Annotated in this window: 17 protein-coding genes; 7 read left to right on the forward strand and 10 right to left on the reverse strand. The window is 34.8% G+C overall.

Annotated features, from left to right (window positions below; translation table 11 throughout):
- Position 1 precedes the first annotated feature (1 nt).
- From TY19_RS05800 to TY19_RS05820, 5 genes are all read right to left on the reverse strand, one after another.
- Positions 2-751: a putative quorum-sensing-regulated virulence factor gene (locus tag TY19_RS05800; RefSeq protein WP_042280894.1), complete on the reverse strand. Its 750-nt coding sequence runs from the start codon at positions 749-751 to the stop codon at positions 2-4.
- A 5-nt stretch (positions 752-756) separates the two neighbouring features.
- Entirely contained in the window at positions 757-1,377 is a 621-nt protein-coding gene (yihA, locus tag TY19_RS05805) for a ribosome biogenesis GTP-binding protein YihA/YsxC (RefSeq protein WP_011174785.1), read from the reverse strand.
- The gene (tsaE, locus tag TY19_RS05810) at positions 1,374-1,814 is read right to left on the reverse strand and encodes a tRNA (adenosine(37)-N6)-threonylcarbamoyltransferase complex ATPase subunit type 1 TsaE (RefSeq protein WP_042280895.1); all 441 of its coding nucleotides are present in this window, start codon (positions 1,812-1,814) and stop codon (positions 1,374-1,376) included. The genes yihA and tsaE overlap by 4 nt, the downstream gene beginning before the upstream one ends.
- A 39-nt stretch (positions 1,815-1,853) precedes the next feature.
- Complete coding sequence (locus TY19_RS05815) at positions 1,854-2,588, reverse strand: DUF2709 domain-containing protein (RefSeq protein ID WP_011174783.1); 735 nt, start codon at positions 2,586-2,588, stop codon at positions 1,854-1,856.
- A gap of 394 nt (positions 2,589-2,982) precedes the next feature.
- Positions 2,983-4,110, reverse strand: coding sequence for an AAA family ATPase (locus TY19_RS05820; protein ID WP_052354809.1), 1,128 nt, complete (start codon positions 4,108-4,110; stop codon positions 2,983-2,985).
- Between the two features lie 225 nt (positions 4,111-4,335).
- On the opposite strand from TY19_RS05820, the gene argS reads away from it, so the two are divergent.
- Complete coding sequence (gene argS / locus TY19_RS05825; protein ID WP_042280896.1) at positions 4,336-6,090, forward strand: arginine--tRNA ligase; 1,755 nt, start codon at positions 4,336-4,338, stop codon at positions 6,088-6,090.
- A 10-nt stretch (positions 6,091-6,100) separates the two neighbouring features.
- Here the strand turns inward: argS and TY19_RS05830 are convergent, their stop codons facing one another.
- The 3 genes from TY19_RS05830 to TY19_RS05840 form a co-directional block, all read right to left on the reverse strand.
- Complete coding sequence (locus TY19_RS05830) at positions 6,101-7,144, reverse strand: KamA family radical SAM protein (protein ID WP_042280898.1); 1,044 nt, start codon at positions 7,142-7,144, stop codon at positions 6,101-6,103.
- Positions 7,145-7,299: 155 nt separating this feature from the next.
- Entirely contained in the window at positions 7,300-8,697 is a 1,398-nt protein-coding gene (gene murA, locus TY19_RS05835) for a UDP-N-acetylglucosamine 1-carboxyvinyltransferase (RefSeq protein WP_042280900.1), read from the reverse strand.
- 177 nt (positions 8,698-8,874) lie between these two features.
- Positions 8,875-9,963 (reverse strand): hypothetical protein, encoded by a 1,089-nt coding sequence (locus TY19_RS05840; RefSeq protein WP_042280902.1) that lies wholly within the window; start codon positions 9,961-9,963, stop codon positions 8,875-8,877.
- Between the two features lie 178 nt (positions 9,964-10,141).
- Between TY19_RS05840 and ispF the strand changes: the two genes are divergently transcribed.
- A complete protein-coding gene (gene ispF, locus TY19_RS05845) occupies positions 10,142-10,621 on the forward strand; it encodes a 2-C-methyl-D-erythritol 2,4-cyclodiphosphate synthase (protein WP_042280904.1) in 480 nt (159 codons plus the stop codon).
- A 480-nt stretch (positions 10,622-11,101) separates the two neighbouring features.
- On the opposite strand, the gene TY19_RS05850 is transcribed toward ispF, so the two are convergent.
- Complete coding sequence (locus TY19_RS05850) at positions 11,102-12,256, reverse strand: sulfite reductase (protein ID WP_011174776.1); 1,155 nt, start codon at positions 12,254-12,256, stop codon at positions 11,102-11,104.
- Positions 12,257-12,264: 8 nt separating this feature from the next.
- Positions 12,265-14,214, reverse strand: coding sequence for a S9 family peptidase (locus TY19_RS05855; protein ID WP_079979243.1), 1,950 nt, complete (start codon positions 14,212-14,214; stop codon positions 12,265-12,267).
- A 347-nt stretch (positions 14,215-14,561) separates the two neighbouring features.
- Between TY19_RS05855 and TY19_RS05860 the strand changes: the two genes are divergently transcribed.
- The 5 genes from TY19_RS05860 to TY19_RS05880 all read left to right on the forward strand — a co-directional run bounded on the left by TY19_RS05860 (position 14,562) and on the right by TY19_RS05880 (position 21,375).
- Positions 14,562-15,599, forward strand: a complete 1,038-nt coding sequence (locus tag TY19_RS05860; protein WP_042280906.1) for a S49 family peptidase — start codon at positions 14,562-14,564, stop codon at positions 15,597-15,599.
- Between the two features lie 23 nt (positions 15,600-15,622).
- Positions 15,623-18,298, forward strand: a complete 2,676-nt coding sequence (gene polA, locus TY19_RS05865) for a DNA polymerase I (protein ID WP_042280908.1) — start codon at positions 15,623-15,625, stop codon at positions 18,296-18,298.
- Positions 18,292-18,903, forward strand: coding sequence for a dephospho-CoA kinase (gene coaE / locus TY19_RS05870; RefSeq protein WP_011174772.1), 612 nt, complete (start codon positions 18,292-18,294; stop codon positions 18,901-18,903). Before polA ends, coaE begins: the two co-directional genes overlap by 7 nt.
- Positions 18,904-18,936: 33 nt before the next feature.
- Entirely contained in the window at positions 18,937-20,322 is a 1,386-nt protein-coding gene (gene rho, locus TY19_RS05875) for a transcription termination factor Rho (RefSeq protein ID WP_102035395.1), read from the forward strand.
- A gap of 168 nt (positions 20,323-20,490) precedes the next feature.
- Positions 20,491-21,375, forward strand: a complete 885-nt coding sequence (locus tag TY19_RS05880; RefSeq protein WP_042280910.1) for a hypothetical protein — start codon at positions 20,491-20,493, stop codon at positions 21,373-21,375.
- Positions 21,376-21,494 lie beyond the last annotated feature (119 nt).

A 21,494-nucleotide genomic window follows, 5' to 3' on the forward strand; every position in this document is an offset into this window, starting at 1 on the left:
ATTAAAGTTTTAAGAAAGGATTACTGGATTGATTAAACTGATTTCCATGTTTACGTCTTTTTAACTCGGTTCGCACAGAAAAAAGCAAATCTTGATCAAAATCTTTATTGCAAACCCATTGTAAATATTGCAAGGGAATTTCTTTAAGAAGCCGTCCTTTATGTTTACCAAGGGGCATTGTATTCATCAAAATTGGCTTTGATAAAACTTCAAAAAGTTGTTCTGTAGTTCGATAACGCTTCGATAAATGTTTAAATACTTCTTTATTGACAATTACGTCACTCATGGCACGATGAGCTCCTTCAAGCGGAATATTAAAGTGCTTGCGTAAATATTCAAGGGAATTAACAGGGCTTTCTCCATAAAGTCGGGCCATTCTTAAAGTATCTAAAAATCGATTTTTTCTGATTTTGCAAGGGATGCCATGCCTTTCCGCTGCAACTGCCAGAATTTCAATATCAAATCCTACACCATGACCAATAATAATATGATCGCTAATCAATTCTAAAATTTGCGGTAGAACATGATTAATTGTCGGTTTATCTTTTACCATATCTTGAGTAATATGATGAATAGCTATAGACGTTTCAGGTATCGGACATTCAGGATTAATAAGGCTTTCCATTTGTGCATAAACTTGATTCCCGTCAAAACACATGACAGCTACTTCAATAATACGATCTTGTTGAGGATCTAAACCAGTTGTTTCACAGTCAATGCAAATAAATTTATGTTTTTCTATATCGGGCATAGTCTCTATTCTTGTTTATCTTCATCATTCAAAGCATCTTGAATCATTATCATGAGCTCTTTTCTACCCCGATTTTTAGGGACAGAATAATAAAGGTGGTGTAAATTCATTAAACTTAGCGTATCTAAGATTTTTGTCGTATTGAGCCTTAACTCTTTCTGATTAACTTTATCGATTTTCGTTAAAACTAATATAAGAGCTTTCTCGTGATAAAGAACCCACTCTAAAAATTGGATGTCTTCTTCATTAGGAATGCGTCTAATATCCAACAAAAATAAAATAAGTTTTAAACTTTCCCGACTTTCCAAATAAGAGCGAACCATGGGTCCCCATTCTTTTCTAACAGAAGGGGGCACTTTAGCATAGCCATAACCGGGCAAATCAGCGAAAGCAATTTGATCATTTAAGCTAAAAAAATTTAAAGCTTGCGTTTTACCAGGTGTGGCAGAAGTTTTCACTAGATGCTTAGCTTCAAATAAATGATTGAGCAGGCTAGATTTTCCTACATTTGACCTTCCTACAACTGCGACTTCGGGAAGAATATCACCAGACGGAGAACGGATTATAGGATAATCTTTATTCAAAATAGCAGTTTTAATAAACTTAGCCTGAACCGCCTTTTTCATTTTGTATCCTTCTCAATAATCTTAATTTCTCTGCGATTCTCTGCTTGATGAGTTAATATCACAAATAAGCAATTAGGAGGGAGTATCGAATGAATTCGTTCAGACCATTCCACACAACAAATTCCGCCAGATTCAAAATATTCATCAAATCCCATGCTCAGAAACTCATCCACATCTTTCAAGCGATATAAATCAAAGTGGTAAACAATTTGCTTTCCCTCATAAATGTGAAGATAAGAAAAAGTTGGACTTTGCACAATATTTGGATCAAGTTGAGATGCTCCTGCAACCAAACCTTTAATAAAAGTTGTTTTGCCAGCAGCTAGATCACCAAAAAAACAGATGACAGAGTTGGCGGGCAATGTTAAACCAAAATTAAATCCAACTTCTTGTGTTTCTTCAGCAGAATTTGAATAATAGTGTATTAATGTAGACATAGAGCATCACAAATCAAATTAAGCAAACAATTCATTGCATTAATCTTCTGCTTCTACCCAACGCTCAACGTATGGCAGAAATTCATCAAACTCCGCTAATGCTTCCACAAATGATGCGATTTTATCTTCTACTAAATGTTTTTGAATAAAGGCCAAAAAGTGATCCTCAATTTTAAATTTATTTTGAATTTGTACTTCGACTAAAGACAATTTTTTCAAATAATTTCGTTTAAAGTCTTCGATCACAGCTTCTTTACTATTGAAGAGTTTCCCACTTAAAACCGAAGAGTAAACAACTTTCTTAATGGCATCTCTGCGTGATTTGGTTTTATCGATATAACTTTTGATGACCTCTGGATCTTCTGAAACAAAGAAACGTTTGACTCTCAAACCGCCAATCCTTTCAGTATTTTCTGGACATTTAGATACCCAATCGTAAATAGCATCTTGAGGGTTTGGATGCGTGTTATCTCCAAATACTTTTCCCGTGAATGGGCAAATGTAAACTTTCTTAGTTTCCTCATTAACACTTGCATGACCAAAACCAATTTTAATTTCTGTTTCATGCCAAAGCTTTCCTTCCCTTTCTAGGTTTTTGATACAATCTTCCGCACTTTGGTAGATAATTTTATCTTTAGGAAAAAGTACGGGTTGTAGTTGGAATTTGCTCTCAATAAAATGCAGATAGGTATTGATTAATTCAGCTGGGCGATTTTCATCGAGAAATTGTTCTAACATTTTTTTTTGTTCATCAGTTATAACAACTTTTGTCATGAAAACCTCTACCGGAAATTTAAGATTAAAATTATACTTTTGAGCGAACTATTCTTTTCTTTATTGGTTTTAAAAACCGGTTTTAAGCCTAATTTTAGACCAGTATGAGTGAATTAAAAAAAAGATTTCTTACGCTCATTGTATAAACTTGTGATTACTGCTAATTAGATTAGCTTGTAAAATATTATCATACAAGACAATTTTCATCTATCTCACAAGGAGAATTTGATGCAAAAAATTCGGAAAATTTAAACTTTGAATAATTAAAACTCAAGGGGGTTGATAACATCTGCAAACTTTAATCTTACTTGTATGTTACCGCTTAGAATTAGCTTAAAACGCTATTTTAACTGTCTGCACTAAATTGATAATTTAATGCTGATTTCTTTTATTTTTAAGGATTAGTACTCAAAATTTCGTTAGCTTCTGATTCTGCGAGCCGACTGATAACTAATTCTGACTCTAAATAAGAGATATGCATCACATCACCAGGTAAATACTGAGCATGCAAAATTGTTTTTGCTATTAATGGTGTCAATTCATTTTTAATCAATCTTTGCATAGGTCTTGCGCCCAGCGCAGGATGATATCCCTTTGTTTGAATATAGTCTACAACAAATTCATCAAAATAAACTTTAACTTTTTTTTGTTTTAAAATATTTTGCGCTAATTGATTTAACTTAATTTGGGCTATTTCTTTCATCATTTCCCGATCTAACCCTTGAAAAATGACTGGTTCAATTCGATTGTAAAATTCTGGAGTTAAAGCATTAATGAGATAAGTCTCAATTGTATCAAGGGCTTTTTCATAAGAAAAAGGATGAATATTTAAGATGGCTTGGCTGGCAAGGTTCGTTGTAGCAATAAACACACAATTGCGACAATCAATCAATTCGCCGACACCACTCGTAAAATAACCTTCGTCAAATATATGTAGAAATAGAGCTCTTACTTTTGGATCAGCTTTTTCAATTTCATCTAGTAAAACAACAGCATGAGGGTTCGCTAAGATTGCATTAGAAAGAAGCCCTCCATGTTCAGAATCTTTATAACCATTAGGAACCCCTATTAATCGATTAATTCCTACCTGAGATTCGTATTCTGACATATCAAAACGAAGTAATTTAGTTTCATCTTGAAAAAGCTGTCGTGCAAGCTCTTTAGCAAGCTCTGTTTTACCCACTCCCGTTGGACCTACATACAAAAACGAAGCAATAGGTTTATTTGGATCATTAATTCCTGCATAATAACACAATAATGCATTAGCCGTATTTTTAACAGCTTGCGACTGCCCAATCACTTTTTCTCTTAAATTATTTTCTAGTTCTAATACGTTAAAAGGAGATAAAGGTTTAGGATTGACGTCTTTAGGTGATGTACTTAACCAAGGCCACCAAGCTTGTAAATGATCAATTTCTTGTAAAGATAAAGTTAGTTCTTTCTCTTCAGTTGTTATGGATAAATTTTCTGCTTTAATTAAAGAGACAGCTAAAAAGCTAATTACTAAAAGAATCTTTTTCATTTTTAAATCCTTTTTAATATTCCATAATTAGTCTAAACAGTTTAATTATTTTATATCAATTAATAAAAATTTAGTAAAAATCAGATTTTGAGAGGATCTTAATCATTGGATTCTCGAACATTATTTTGGATATGTGTAAGTGACTTGAGAAATAATTCTACAACAGGCATGATCATCAAATTTCTAACTTCATTTTCGAATTAACTTAAAATTATCTTAACAATTATGCATACTCTTTTATCAGTTTTAGCAAATCTTTTTCAACAAGCCATAGCTAATGCGTTTTCAGATCTTTCTGTTTTGGATCCCAATTTTCAACCTGAAATCACTCCAAGTACTCAAGAAAAATTTGGTCATTATCAATTTAATTCCGCGATGAAGCTCGCTAAGCTTCTTAAAAAAAATCCTAGACAAATTGCAGAAGCTATTGTCAATCAATTAACCAACTCTTTGCCCCCCCTATCAAAAATCGAAATTGCGGGACCTGGTTTTATTAACATGACTTTTTCGACAGATTTTCTTTCTAAAAATCTCGATATTTTATTACGAGATGCTCATTTTGGAATTCCTTTTCCCGAAAAACCAGAAAAAATTATCATTGATTTTTCTTCTCCCAATGTCGCCAAAGAAATGCATGTGGGACATCTTCGCTCAACAGTTATTGGAGATAGCCTCGCACGTCTATTTGAATTTCTGGGTCATCATGTTATTCGCCTCAATCACTTAGGAGATTGGGGAACATCATTTGGAATGCTAATTGCCTATATGAAAGAAGAAGCTCCTAATGTTTTGTCTGGAGAACAAAAGACAGACTTGACTCATTTAGTGAGCTGGTATCGCTCTTCCAAAAAAAAATTTGATGAAGAACCCGAATTTAAACGTCGTGCACAACTTGAAGTAGTAGCATTGCAACAAGGTGAACAAAAAGCTCGGGAAGCTTGGCAAATGATTTGCGAAATCTCCCAAAAAGCCTACCAAGAAATCTATCAACTTTTAGATGTCAAAATCATAAATCGAGGTGAGTCGTTTTACAATCCTTTTTTACCAAATATCGTCTCTGATTTAGAAAAAAAGGGATTAGTTAAAATTTCTGATGGGGCAAAATGTATTTTCTTAGAAGGGTTTCAAAACCGTGAAGGAGAAAATCTTCCATTGATGATTCAAAAATCTGATGGGGGCTATAATTATGACACAACGGACATGGCGGCCATTTATCACCGCATTTATCATGAAAAAGGAGATCGTTTAATTTACATTACTGACGCTGGGCAAGCTACCCATTTTCAAATGATTTTTAAAGCCGCCGAAAAGGCGAAGTATCTTGACACAACACAAATTCGAGTTGACCATGTCCCCTTTGGATTGGTTTTAGGAACAGATGGCAAGAAATTTAGAACTCGCTCTGGAGAAACTGAAAAATTAATCGATCTTCTTAGGACAGCTATTAATTGCGCGGATAAAATTTTAAGTGAAAAAAATCCAGAAATGGAAGAATCGGAGAGACGTCATCTAGCCAAATCACTTGGAATCGGAGCTATTAAATACGCGGATTTGTCTTGTAATCGCGTTGGAGATTATACATTTAGTTACGATAGAATGCTTCGTTTTGAAGGAAATACGGCAGCTTTCTTAATGTATGCTTATGTGCGGATTGCTGGTATCAAACGTCGACTCAAAGCAAATCTTCCTGCTGTTTTAGAAAACACGCATATAAACTTAGAACACTCGACGGAAATTGAATTAGGGCTCCATATACTACGTTTTCATGAAACACTAAATTTAATGGCTAATGATTTACTTCCTAATCGTTTAACAGATTATCTTTATACACTCGCCGAGAAATTCAATGCCTTTTTTAGAGATTGTCACGTGGAAGGGACCCCTCAGCAAAACGCACGCCTACTTTTATGCGAAGCTACTGCCAAAGTTCTCAAACAAGGATTAACCATTCTTGGATTGACCACAGTTGATAAAATGTAGAATTGAATGACTAAAATAATAATTGAATAGGTGTTTTGTGAGCTTCTCCAGCAATCTCTCTTACATAGCGAGGTATTGCATATCCAGATAAGCGTTTGGATAGCTCTTGAATTAAAGCTGCCCCTTCTTTTTCTCCCAATTCAAAATGAGAAGCCCCTTTTACTCGATCTAATTGGTGAAGATAATAAGGAATAATTCCATGATCAGAAAGGAGCTCGCAGAGTTCTTCTAAGACCTCTACCCGGTCATTTACTCCTTTTAATAAAACTGATTGATTAAGTAGTACGCAACCTCTAAGGTGAAGAGCCTTCAAACGCTCAAAGATATCCTCATCTAATTCTAAAGGGTGGTTACAATGAATAACAAAAAATATTTGTTTAGGACAGTTTTCAATGATATTCAAAAATCCTTTATCTATTCTTTCTGGAATACCAATTGGAAAACGTGTATGGAAACGAATTCGCTTAAGATGAGAAATTCCATTTAACTCTTCGAATAATTTAGTCAAAATATCATTAGATAAAGAAAGAGGATCCCCGCCGCTTAAAATAACTTCATGAATGGACGAATCTTGCCGGATGAGGTCTAATTCTTTAAGAAAAGTCTTATCATGAGATTGATAGGAAAAATTTTGTCTAAAGCAATAACGACAATGCATAGCACAAGCACTTGTACAAACCAACAGAACACGTCCCCGATATTTGTGCAACAATTGAGCTGTGCGGCGACATTGTTCATCTCCCACAGGATCTTGAACAAAGTGATCATGATTTTCAAATTCACTTTTGAAAGGTAAAAATTGTTTTACTAGCGGATCTTCTAAACTCCCTTTTGTCATTTTTTGCGCGAGACGATAAGGAACATTAATTGCAAAGGTAGGTTTATCTAAAAGTTGTTTTCTTTGCTCAAAATTTAAAGCTAAAAAATCTGCTAAAATTTTTAAATTCGTGAAATTCTTTCTCTGGATAAGGCGCCAAGATTCTGTGGGATTCAAGTCAATAAAGCATTGGGATTTTGAAGCAATCAAGTTAAAAGGTGTTTTTACACTAATCATAGAATTGGTTAAAGAAATGTTTAAAGAAAAATATCAACATAAAAAGGACTGCTACAAAATAGCATTTAACAATTCAAAAATAATGATTTTAAATTATCGTAAGTTTATTAGACTTTTTTAACATCCGGTGTTTGAAGACAAACTATTCATTTATTTTAATTCACCTGCAATTCGGCAAATAAAGGAAGTTTGGAGGAGTTTTCAGGCATTTCTTTTACGGTTTTTTCTTCTTCAACCAAACTGACATTGGCTCCAAGATCGGCTAATTTACCAATAAAGTTTTCATAACCACGTTGAATAAAAGGAAGTCCTGAAATTGTACTTGTATCAGTAGCAATTAAAGCTGCCATAATATAAGCAAAACCAGCTCTTAAATCTGGAATGCGAATTTCCTTTCCAACTAATGGTGTTGCCCCTTTAATAATCGCACTATGGCTAAAACTTTGTGAAGCAAATCGACATGATTTACCGCCCAAGCACTGCCTAAAAGGGGTAATATCAGCACCCATTTCTTTTAAAGTATCTGTATAGCCAAAACGATTTTCATAAACTGTCTCATGAACTACAGATGTGCCAGAAGACTGCGTTAATAAAACGACAAAGGGTTGCTGCCAATCTGTCATAAAGCCTGGGTGAACATCTGTTTCCAGATGTAAGCCTCCTTGTAAAGGTCCATCATAGAAAAATTCAATTCCATTGCTACGAACATCGAACCCTCCACCTACTTCTCGAAGCTTATTAAGAAAAGTAATCATATTCAAATGCTGAGCCCCTTCTACAAACACTTTTCCCTTTGAGCTAATCGCTGCCATACCCCAAGAAGCTGCTTCAATTCGATCTGGAATGACTGTATGTTCGACTTCATAAAAACGGCGAGTACCTTGAATTCGAATTGTTCTATCGACATCAATTGTAATAATGGCTCCAAGTTTTTGTAAAAAGAGAATCAATTCGACAATTTCAGGTTCAATTGCAGCGTTTTTAATGACAGTTACACCCCGTGCAGTGATTCCGGCTAAAATCGTATTTTCTGTCGCCCCAACTGAAGGATAAGGCAATGTAATAAGCGTTCCTTTCAAACCATTATGAGCATGCGCGAAGTAGGCCCCTTCCCGTTTCATTCCTCGATATTCAATGACTGCTCCAAGCTGCTCTAATGCTTGAATGTGAAAATCCACTGGCCGTTGTCCAATAGGACATCCTCCAGCTGTAGGAACTATAATATCTTGGTCTGTTCTTCCTAATAAAGCCCCTATCATCAAAATAGGAATGCGATTAGATCCCGAAAATCTTTGTGGAATATAGGAAGTTTTAAGTTCTTTTGTAATGACTTCCATGATTCCCGCTGAGCGATCCCATCTCACTTCCATGCCAATTTCTTGGCAAAGTGAAACTGTTACTTCAACATCCCCAATATTGGGAACATTATAAAAAATGCATTTTTTATCAGATAAAAGAGAGGCGACCAGCAATTTGGTCATGGCATTTTTTGCTCCGGCAGCTTTGACTTGCCCTTTTAAGGGAATCCCACCTGTAATTTTTAACACATCCATCCCTATTACCTATCACTTTTTAATTGAGAACAATTTTATATCATTTATTAGAAATAATGTCATTAATCCGAATAAAAAGGATAATAAATTATTATAAGTCAAGGTAGAAATTTTCACTTAACAAAAAGTTTTCTTTTCCAAAATATGTAAATTATTTAGCCATTTTTTTTATACATATTAAATAACATCTAAAACAAGCTTTCTTTTAAAAAATTGGTAAGGAATTTTTTCCTGCTCTTTAAAAATTTTTAAAGGTAAAAGAGAAGGTTGTAAATCTTGAAGGGAGGCAAATCTTAACCGAATCGTTTGATTGGGGAACCATTTTTTTTGTAAGCGTAAAGCGACTAAAGACATTGTTTGTCGAGCATTTATTTCTACAACTGGATAAAGGTGGATTTTAGCTCCCGAATGATAGAGGAAAGCATCAATTCCTACATTTCCAAAAAAGCCTTTTTTGAATAAATCATCTAAAACTCTCTGTACAAAGTGATAATGTTCCAAAAGTTCTTTAAAAAAATTTTTAAAAAGCTTTTTTTCATCACCGGCTAAAGTTCCTAAATACATCCCTCTTTGATCGGTTTCAAAGACGGTTGAGCCTAATAATTCATGAGATCCATTTGAATGAATGACCCACTGAGAACTGAAGTCAAAAAAACGCTCAAGCCAAGGTTCTGCGATAATGTCTCTGCCAGCTTTCCATTCCTTTTCACAAAAATTCAACGTAGCTGGTGTTAGAGTCGATTGTTTAATCAACCGATTTCCTTTTCCAGATAATCCAAAACATGATTTGAGCACTTTTTCACCCTTAACTTGCTCAAACCATTTTTCTAACTGAACAGAATTTTCTATCAAAGCAGCTTTTGAAAGAGTCGTGTATTTAAAGCTATAAGCTTTGCTATTAATTTCTCGTATCATTTCCCAATTAATTGGAAAATGATAATAAATTTCTCTTTCTTTTGCCCAAATTTGAGTTTGCTGAGAAGCACCCCAAACTCTACCAACCTGTTTTTTAAATGCGCATTTATCTTGCCAATTAACTAATTTGGCTAAAGGTTGATTTTTTCTCCAACTTAAATTGTGTAAATCACATAAGAATTGATCCGATGGAAAAGTGGAAACAGCAATGAAATCATCTGAACAAGCGTATAAAAGAGGAATAAATTGAAGCTGTTGACATAAAGTATATTGCTCCCAGTTTTGAGATATCGTTTGCCTAGGGTTAGCCAATTCAAACTCAAAATCAGTATTATTCAAATAAACAGGCATAAAATATTTCTTTTTTAACTTATCATTACTTTAATTTATGGTAGCATGATAAAAGAATGTTTAAATTTTTCTCTTTCACTTTAAAGAATTCCTGTGAGAAAATTCCGTTTGATTCAAAAAATTCTATGAAATTAAAACCCTTAGCTATGTAAATTTCTGGTTATCTAAAGGAGATTTTATGACTGTGCGTACTGGTATTGGGCAAGATAGCCACCGTTTTTTACCTCAAGACTCATCTAAATTGTGCATTATTGGAGGAATTATTTTTGATGATGCCCCAGGTTTTAATGCTAATTCTGATGGAGATGTCGTATTTCATGCAATTTGTAATGCCATTACATCCTTAACAGGGATTCTTATTCTAGGAGATATCGCTGATGATTTATGTTTGAAAGATGGGATTACTGATAGTGAAATCTATTTAATCAAGGCGATGAAAACTCTAGAAAGGCAAAAAGTTACTCATGTTGCGATTACTATAGAAGGAAAAAAACCCAAATTTAAGCATCGTCTTCTTGAAATGCGCCAAAATATTGCTCGTGTCATGAACCTTGATATTACTCAGGTAGGAGTGACAGCGACTTCAGGTGAAGGATTAACCGATTTTGGATGCGGAGATGGGGTTCAAGCATTTGCTATTGTCACAACGACTGAATAATTAAAAAAATTAATTATTTTTTGTAACTACTAAATTTCAAACAAAATTGAAATGTTTTACAAATAAAAATGCAAACTTCCTCATCAACAATTCAAAGTTTTTTTACTAAAAAAAATATTGGCGTTGCAAGTTGATCAACAAGGAAAATCTGGTAGTTCTAAATAGGTAGTGATTTCAAATTGCTATTGTTGTCAGATAAACATCTGATCAACCCAATAAAGTTTTCTATTTTTTTTAAAAAAGATAATGTTTTTTGAAATAATTTTATTTCGGAGATTCTCAATGAACTGCTTCCGACATGCAAGACATTCCTATTTTTGTTTTCTGAGGCGAATCACGCATCATTTTTAGGAATGGTAGGTGGAATGGCAATTAGAGCAAGAAATGTCCATCGGATGCTCCGATATTTAAAAAAATACCATGAAACAGTCATAAAATAAAATCTTGAATCACTACTTTAAAATAGTCCCGATCAAAACGTTAATACACATCTCTTAAATATTTTTTTTGTTGCCGTAGACGTTTCACATATTCACGAGCTTCTTGAAAATCTTTTTTACCAAATTCTTGAATAATTGCAAGGAGAGTTATCTCAACATCCTTTGCCATTCTCTCTGCATCACCACAAACAAAAAGATAAGCCCCTTCTTCAAGCCATTTAAATAACTCTTCCCCATGTTCAAACATCTTATGTTGAACATAAACTTTTTCTTCCTGATCTCTCGAAAAAACGGCATCTAATCGTAAATGTCCATGTTGTTCAAATAATCGCCAATCTTCTTCGTAAAAGAAATCTGAAGAGCGATTCCTCTCACCAAAAAACAGCCAATGTTTTCCTTTGGTTTGGTGATGCAGTACCCGTTCTTGTAAAAATGCCCGGAAAGGAGCAACACCTGTTCCAGGTCCGACCATGACAAGAGGAGCATGTAAATCTTCAGGTAATCTAAAACTGTGAGAAGGCTGAATAAAAACAGGAACTTCAGGATTATGCAATTTCACTAATTCACATAGATAATGAGTACAAACTCCCCTTCTTTTATGGCCATTTGTTTCATATTCTAAATGAGCAATTGTTAAGTGCACCTCTTCTCCCACATATTTCTGAGAAGAAGAAATAGAGTAAAAACGGGGTAAAAGAGGCATTAGCAAATCAGCAAGTTCTTGAGGAGTGAAATGCACTTCAACATGAAATAATAATAAATCCCAAACTTCATGTAAAGCCAAGTACGCTTTCAATGCTACTCGATTATTTTCATCTAAAAGCAGTTCTAATTGGTGTTTTTTGTCTAAATTTGTTTGCCTATTATATAACTCTTTTAAAAGTTTCTGACTTACGTCCGTGATATTTCCTTGTTTAGAAAAGAAATCTCTTAAAGAAATTGTTTCACCAGTTTGTTTTGATTGAATGTATTCCTCGCCACTGGCTCTTGCTGCAATTAATGTTTTATTAATAAGTTCTGGATCATGTTTGGGATAAACTCCAATACTATCCCCTGCTTCATAAGTCAACTGAGATCCTCGCAAATCAAGAACAAGATGTTGCGTATTTTTTTGAGATCCAGATTTTGATAGTTGGTATCGATTTCTAATCGTAGCTAAAAAAGGATTTTGTTTATTATATGTAGAATAATTCATAAAATCCTTTATTTTCTAAGAGTTTTCCAATCTTCCGCTGAAGAGGCGGGCTCACTTCTTCCACCTAAATACTTCACCAGAAAATCTTCTGCCGCAGCTGCAAATTTCAATCGATTTTCCGGCCTTGCGAAACCATGGCCTTCGTCAGGAAATAATAAATATTCAACAGGTAAGTTTTTCTCTCGCATCGCTTTAACAATTTGATCACTCTCTGACTGCTTTACCCGAGGATCATTGGCACCTTGCGCGATTAAGAGAGGTTTTTTAATTTGGTCAACTTTAAAAAGAGGGGAACATGCTTTTAAAAATTCGGCGTCTGTATCTAAATTCCCTAAACGAAGCTCCATTTTTGCTTTTAAAGGAGCCCAATAAGGTGGGAGTGTTTGCAAAAGAGTTACGAGGTTAGAAGGGCCGACGATATCAACTCCACAACAAAATTCATCAGGAGTAAATGTCAGCCCTACCAGCGTAGCATACCCACCATAACTACCTCCATAAATAGCTACTTTATGAGGATCAACATATCCTTGTTCAATCATCCATTGCTTTGCATCCAGTAGATCAGTGTGCATTTTTTTAGACCACTCTCGATTTCCCGCATTCAAATAATGTTTGCCGTACCCACTTGAGCCTCTGTAATTTAATTGCACGACAGCATAACCGCGATTAGCTAACCACTGAACAGTTGGATTTAATCCCCAAGAATCCCTTGCCCAAGGACCTCCATGAACAAGTAAAATCATTGGCAAGTTTCTAGGTTCTTTTCCAGACGGTAAAGTCAGGTAACCGTAAAGCTTCATTCCATCTCTTGCCGATAAGCAGATAGGTGACATAGCACTTAGAGTGAAATTCTCCAAGGAACTTTGAGCACTAAAAAGAAAGGTTAAAAATTTAGACTGTCTTTCATATAGATAATAACGAACAGGGCGCTGATCAGACAAAGAAGCAACAACCCACTTTTGATTGGCTAGATCTGAGTTAATGATCTTGAAAGGAGTATTTAATTTCGTTGATAATAAAGAAAAATCAGTTTTGACGTCATTGTCTAAAGCTTTCCATTCAAACTTTTCCTTATCAAATCCTACTGCTTCAAGAGCATAAGTTGTTGGGTGAGTCATCAAAGTGGATAAATCGTATACGGGATCGTCCACAATTAAATTTTGTTTTCCTGTCGTCAGATCAACTAATAAAAGACCTGCCGTATTTCCCTGCAAACTAGAGATTAAATAAATTGATTGATTATCAGCTGTAAAACCGTAAACTTCCCCGTTAATTTCACTAGCATCAAGTTTCAAAAAGTCTTTCCAAGATTGATCTTTGCCCTCTCTTGTTCTAATTAGCATTGATCCATCATCATTATAGGATTGAGCAATCCGAATACAAAGATTGTGATCTGCCACCCATCTAATGACATTTGCCTGATTTTCCGTATCAAGCTGTAAATTTCTCGTTTGCAAATCGAGACGATATACGTCAAAGAGTTGAGGATTGCGCAGGTTCAATTGTACTAACAAATCTTGGGGGAATTTAGGATCGTATTGCACAATTTCAGCTTTCACGCCTTCGTATGGAGTCAAATCTCTTGTAAAATTAGATTTAATATGCGTTTGATAAAGATGCCAATTTTCATCCCCATCTTTATCTTGCTCATACAAAATATGGTCTCCGTCAAATTGCCATAAAAATGAGCGGATTCCTCTTTTTTTATCTGTTGTAACTTGTCTGTCTTTTTCTGCTGTTTTTAAATTTTTTAACCAAACATTTAAAACGTTTTGTGCATCAGGCGCTAGATAAGCCAAATATTGACCATTTGGAGATAATCGAGGATGTGTTTTCTCAGGATTTCCAAATAGAAGATGTCTTGGAATTAAAGTGGTCGACTCCTGAGATGAAATTGTTGCATTTGTCATACTCCAACCAAACAAACCCACTAAAATCATTAATTTCCAAACTCTCATAAAAAACCTACTTTTTTGCGTCAGAGAAATATTTTACTGCCTTGCTTGATTATACTCAACTAATTGACAAGCAAGAAAAATAGTACGAAATTTGATATCTCAAAAAAAATTTTAATCTTAGCAAGACTCCTATAAAATATAAATGTTTTAAGATTAAAAGTTTATATTTATTTACAATAATTATTCGCAAAAGTAACGTTTTAAGTGTACTTGAGTATAAAAACAAATTCCTTGTTTACTTTCCTAAAAACAGGTAATTGTTTATAACAATCTTTTTTTATTTCACTCATCAACTAACAAGTAAGACAAATTATTTTATCACGTACTTGCAAAAAGGTTTGGTATTTATGCGCGACTCTATTTTTTACTCTGCTCTTAAAGCACTATTCGTCGCTTTTTGCGCTATTATTGGGATTTGTTTGGGCTTTTTGGCTATAGGAATACTGATAGGATTGTCTGGAACCTCAAAAGATAGCCAAATTAGCTTTGTGAATACAGAAGAAATTTTACCTAATGCTAAAGGTAAACGAGAAGTTGTGGCAAGTGATGCACCCGTCATTTTACAATTGAATATTGATGGAATCATTGGAACAGAAAATTTAAATACACAGACGGTAAGACAACAGCTAATCGAATCTCGGGAAGGAGCTTATAAAAATAATCGCGTCAAAGCCCTTCTTCTTTATATTAATACGCCCGGTGGAACTGTTGCTGATGCAGATGGAATTTTCCAACTGCTCGCTGATTACAAAAAAAAATATCAAGTCCCTGTTTATGCTTACATTGATGGTTTATGTGCTTCAGGAGGTATGTATATTGCTCTTGCAGCCGACAAAATTTACGCTAGTGACATTAGTTTGATTGGAAGTGTGGGCGTTATTGCCCCTACATTTATGAATGTCACAAAATTATTGGACAAATTGGGAGTTGAAACACTTACCATTTCAGCGGGTAAAGATAAAGACGCGATGAATCCACTTCGCCCTTGGAAACCAGGGGAAGAAGACAACTATAGACAAATTATTGATTATTACTATACTCATTTTGTTGATCTTGTCTCTTCTCATCGCCCTGCGCTTTCTAAAGAAAAACTCGTAAAAGATTATGGAGCTCATGTTTTTCCTGCTCCAAATGCTGTAGAAAAAGGGTATATTGATGTAAGCGGAGCTACAATCAGTGAAACCCTCAAAGAACTATTAATGACAATTGGTATTGATAATGACCATTATCAAGTGATTAGACTTGAAAATAAAGGATGGTGGAAAGGATTGTTTTCTTCTCAGTCCTCTTTGCTGAATGGGACAATTAAACATGAAGCTTCTGTATCTCCTGTCATCAACCTTTTGTTGCAAAATCAATACCTTTACCTTTATTATCCCCAATAAATTTAAGGCACTAATGATTTATCATGGATAAACTCTATATTCTAGATGCCTCTGGCTACATTTATCGTTCTTATTTCGCGATTCGACAAATGACCAATGCCAGAGGTGAATCTACCAATGCTCTTTTTGGTTTCGTCCGTTCAATTTTAAAATTAATTAAAGATTTTAATCCAACTCATCTTGTAGCTGTTTTTGATGGACCTAACAACTCCCAAAAAAGAACAGAACTCTATCCTGCCTACAAAGCTCATCGAAAAGAGATGCCTAAAGATTTGCTTTACCAAATTTTATGGTCGCAAAGATTTTGTCAACTGATGGGGATTCCAGAATTAATGGTTCCAGGTGTTGAAGCTGATGATACAATGGGCAGCATTGCCAAATGGGCCGCAACCCTCAACACCACAGCGTATATATGTACTAGCGATAAAGATATGTGCCAACTTGTCAGCAACCAAATTTTGATTTTAAACACTTTTAAGGATAATTTAATTATTGATGCTAATGGTGTGAAAGAGCAGTTTGGTGTGATGCCTGCACAAATGATTGACTACTTAGCAATAATAGGAGATGCATCCGACAACATTCCAGGCCTTACGGGCTTTGGACCTAAAACTGCTGCTGACTTACTAGAAAAATTTGGTTCATTAGATTATATTTTAGAGCATCCTTTGGAAGTTTCAGGCAAAAAAAAACAAGACACGCTAATATCTGAAAAAGAAAAAGTTTTGTTAAGTAAAAAACTTGTTATTGTCGATACAACTGTTTCCTTTCCCAACCAAGAAGATTTTTTTAAATTAACATCCCCTGCTTATCAAAGCTTAAAAGAATTTTACGCAGAAATGAATTTCTCTTCTTTAATTCGAGAGCTGGAAGCTGTAAAAAGTGGGATTAGTTTTTCAGACCTAGAGAGTCAAAATGAGGTAGTTTATCAGCTTGTTAATGATGAAGAAACCTTAGTTAACCTTATTTCCTATCTATCGCAGCAAAAAGAAATTTGTCTAGATACTGAAACAACGGATCTTCGTCCTTTAGAAGCCCAACTTGTCGGAATTGGTTTAGGTGTAGAACCCAAAAAAGCTTGGTACATTCCCTTGAACGGGCAATTAAATGGTGATTTCGTTTTAAGTCAACTTAAACCACTACTTGAAAATCCTTCAATTGGTTTTTATGGACACAATTTTAAATACGATTATCATGTTTTAAGAAATCACAATATTTCTGTTGCAAATATAAGTTTTGATACGATTTTAGCCTCTTACCTTCTCAATTCTCATAAAAGACAACATTCATTAGATCATTTGGCTCTAGAATTATTTGATAAGGTTAAAATCGCTATACAAGAATTAATCGGGAAAGGAAAAAACCAGCTTAACATGAAGAATGTGGCTTTAGATAAAATATGCCATTATTGTTGTGAAGATGTAGATTATACCATTAGACTTAAAAACATTTTGTTATCTCAACTAGAGGAGCGAAAATTAACTTCTCTTTTATTTGATTTAGAACTTCCTTTATTGTCCGTTCTTGCACAAATGGAAAGAAATGGGATTTTTATTGATACGGCTTATCTAAAACATTTATCCCAGTTTATTGGGCAAGAAATTCATTGCTTAGAACAAAATATTTATGCGTTAGCAGGAGAAATTTTTAACATCAACTCTCCCAAACAACTCAGTCAAATTTTATTTCATAAACTCGGAATCAAACCCCCTAAAAAAATTGCCACAGGACACTCAACAAATGCGGAAGTTCTAGAAATTCTCAAACATGTTTATCCAATTGCCGAAAAACTTCTCGAATATCGGACTTTAGAAAAACTTCGCTCAACTTATGTTAACTCATTACCCCTTCAAGTTAACGCTAAAACTGGACGTATTCACTGTAATTTTAACCAGTCTATGGCGGCAACAGGTCGACTGTCTTGCCAAGATCCAAATTTACAAAATATTCCTGTCCGCACTGAAGTCGGTCGTCAAATTAGAGAGGCATTTCGACCTGAAAAAGAAGATTGGAGCTATTTGTCAGCAGACTATTCTCAAATTGAACTTCGTTTGCTTGCTCACTTAAGCGAAGATCCTGTGCTAATCAAAGCTTTCTTATCCAATGAAGATATTCACAAATATACCGCTTCTTTAATTTTTGATGTTCCTCTTCAACAAGTTTCCTCTGAACAACGTTATCAAGCTAAAGCAGTTAATTTTGGTTTGATTTATGGACAACAAGCGTTTGGCCTAGCTCATGAACTAGGAATTGATACAAAAACTGCTGCTGCTTTTATTCAACGTTATTTTGAGCGTTATGGAAAGGTCAAAGAATTTTTAGAAGCTTGCAAACAATCAGCAAGAGAGACTGGCAAGGCTGTAACAATGTATGGAAGGGAAAGACTGCTTCCAGAAATTAGAAGCCAGAATGCCATGATTCGAGCAACAGCAGATCGATTTGCAGTAAATACCCCTATCCAAGGAACGCAAGCTGATTTGATTAAAATGGCCATGCTAAAAATCAATAAACTTCTTATACAAGAAAAGAAAAAAGGATTTATGATTTTACAAATTCATGATGAACTTATTTTTGAGGTTCCCAACCAAGAGTTAGAATCCATTTCTCATTTAGTTAAGAATACCATGGAAAATATTATAAATCTAAAGGTACCGTTGATTGTTAATATCCATATTGGCAAAAATTGGAAAGAATGTTAAAATTAAGAAAAGTAGCCATAACAGGCGGTCTTTCATGTGGTAAATCTTCAGTTTGCCGTATCTTAAAAGAACTTGGGGCTTACGCTGTAAGCGCTGACGAAATTGTCCATCACTTATTGTCATCCGATGTAAACGTTAGCCAAAAGGTTGTTGATTTATTAGGAAAATCTATTCTAAAAAACAATCAAATCCATCGTTCTTTATTAGCAGAGCGAGTTTTTCAAAATTATCGACTTTTAACCGGTTTAGAAAAAATTCTGCATCCGGCTGTGTATGGCGAAATAGAACAACAATATCAAAAACAACAGGATAGCAAAAATCAGTTTCCTTTCTTCATTGCGGAAGTTCCCCTCTTATATGAAAGTGACGGTGCAAAATTTTTTGACACTATTATTTCGGTTGTTGCTGATCCAGAAATCAGCCTTCAGAGATTCAAAACACATACTCATAAGAGTGAAAAAGAGTTTCAAAGCAGAATGGCAAGGCAGATATCGCCATTAGAAAAAGCTATTCGAGCCGACTATGTCGTCTTAAATAATGGAACTTTATCAGAACTTCAACAATCCCTGAGAGAATTATACCAAGAATTAAAAATATATATTTAACTATTAACCATTTACATTGGAGTCTTATTTTTAATGGACCCAGAGAACAAAGAGAACACTTCAGTTGATACCTCGTTGACATGTGAGGACAATTCAGTTGATAAGCAAAACTCTGAACAATATCATCAACAAATTGTTCAGGAAAGATCTCAACAACCTGAGATAATTACTAAAATTGCCGATATCCAACGGATGAATATTGATCAGCTCAATCAATATGGCAAAAAAATTGGCCTTAAACACCTTGGCTCTTTAACTAAGTCTCAGATGGTATTTGAAATTGTCAAAGCAATCTCTGAAAATCCAAATGAAGTTCTATATGGAGAAGGTGTTTTAGAAATTCTTCCAGATGGTTTCGGTTTCCTTCGTTCTCCTAACTATAATTATCTCCCTTCGGCTGAAGACATTTATGTTTCTCCTGCACAAATTCGGCGATTTGATTTAAAAAAGGGAGATACTCTTTGTGGAACAATTCGACCACCAAAGGATAAAGAGAAATATTTTGCATTACTCAAAGTCGATAAAATCAATGGTCGACCACCAGAAAAAGCAAAAGAGCGAATCTTATTTGAAAATTTGACCCCGCTTTATCCTAATGAACGAATGGTGATGGAAACATCCAAGGAAAAGTTATCCACACGAGTATTAGACCTAGCCGCTCCTGTTGGTAAAGGTCAGAGAGGTTTAATCGTTGCTCCACCAAGATCAGGTAAAACCATTCTTTTACAAAATATTGCCAACGCGATCGCTTGTAACAATCCTGAAATTGTACTAATTGTTTTGCTTATCGATGAACGCCCCGAAGAAGTAACAGACATGCAACGTATTGTGCGCGGGGAAGTCATTTCTTCCACTTTTGATGAACCTCCTGAAAGACACGTTCAAGTCGCCGAAATGGCGATTGAAAAAGCCCGTCGCTTGGTGGAACATGGAAATGATGTGGTCATCCTTTTAGACTCGATTACTCGTTTAGCGCGCGCTTATAATACTATCCAACCACATTCTGGTAAAATCTTAACAGGTGGTATTGATGCAAATGCTTTACATAAACCTAAACGTTTCTTTGGAGCTGCTCGTAATATTGAGCAAGGCGGTTCTCTAACAATCATTGCAACGGCTTTGATCGACACAGGTTCGCGCATGGATGAAGTCATTTTTGAAGAATTCAAAGGAACTGGTAATATGGAATTAGTGCTCGATCGTCGCTTAGCTGATCGTCGCATTTATCCAGCTATTGATTTGATCAAGAGTGGAACTCGTAAAGAAGAGTTACTTTATCATCCTAATGAATTAGAAAAAATTTATCTTCTTCGTCAAGCTGTTGCCGACTTAGCTCCGGGAGATGCAATGAACCTTTTATTAGGGCGCTTGAAAAAGACAGGTAGCAATGTGGAATTTCTTCTCTCCATGAAAGATTAATCTCTCAAAGGGTCTGAACTTTAACTTCAGGCCCTTTTCATACAATTTCTCTCCACAAATAACGATTGTTTACATTCGATTTTGAAACAAAATTAATCGATGACATTGACGACAAAAACCTGTCTTATTATGCTTTCCCATATCTCTTAACAGAAAATGGAGTGAAGTATGAGTAAAAAAGAACAGCATAACCAATCGCCTTTTTTTCGTCCCTTTTTAATTATCTTATTAATCGCTGCATCTGTTGGTGGTTGGTGGGCTTGGGAAAACAGTACATTAGTAGCAGACTGGAAAGATCGCCTTTTGCATTACGTGGATAATCAAGATATCTCAACCCTTGAATCCAAGTATTCTCCCGAACAAATTATTAATACTCATCGACAAGAACTAGTCGATAGTGATCGTAAAACACTTCAAGAACCCATTCAAAAATATTACCCCTATCTACTTTTAGATGTGAAATACACAGAAGATCAAAGGCCTCGAGAAGGAGTTGTTCTTTGGGGATTAACTAATGGAGAAATTGTTCTTAATAGTGATACATGGGAAACGACACATGGGTTTAAAGATTGCTTAGATTGTGGAGCTTCTAAAAATGATTTTAAAATTATCCAAGCTCTAGCTCGACGTCAAGGAGCTTTAACCATAGATGAACTTCAAAAAGAATTAAAAATTGAAAAAGAAATTTTTGAACCTTGGATTGAGAGCGCTAAACAAAAACATCTTATTATCCAAAAAGGACAAATTTTACAGCTTCATTTTGAAAATCCACGTTTTTTAGTCCTTCCTCAAACCAGGCTAAAACAGCAAATTGTTTCAAAACCTGTTACTAATGATCAAAAAGCTAGTAAAACTTATACACGTAATCAAATCGTCAATTTAGCTCAAGTGGCTTTTGGGAACGATTTCAAAATTAGAAATGAAAAAGAAATTTTCTTACCTGTTTACCGTTTTGAAGTCCTTAATCCAGACGGTTCAATTTCAGCATCAGAATGGAATGCTTTGACTGGCCAACCTTTTCAACCTGCTTCATTTAGTCAGCGAGTGCAATAGCTAAATGGAAACTCAAAAAATTTTGATGAGTCAAACCTTTTCAAGGTTTGACTCATCATAAACGATCTTCGTTAAAATTTAATTCTAAGAAATAAAAAATAGTTTTTTAAAAAAAAATT

The organism is Candidatus Protochlamydia sp. R18 (assembly GCF_000648255.1).
Lineage (GTDB): Bacteria > Chlamydiota > Chlamydiia > Chlamydiales > Parachlamydiaceae > Protochlamydia > Protochlamydia amoebophila.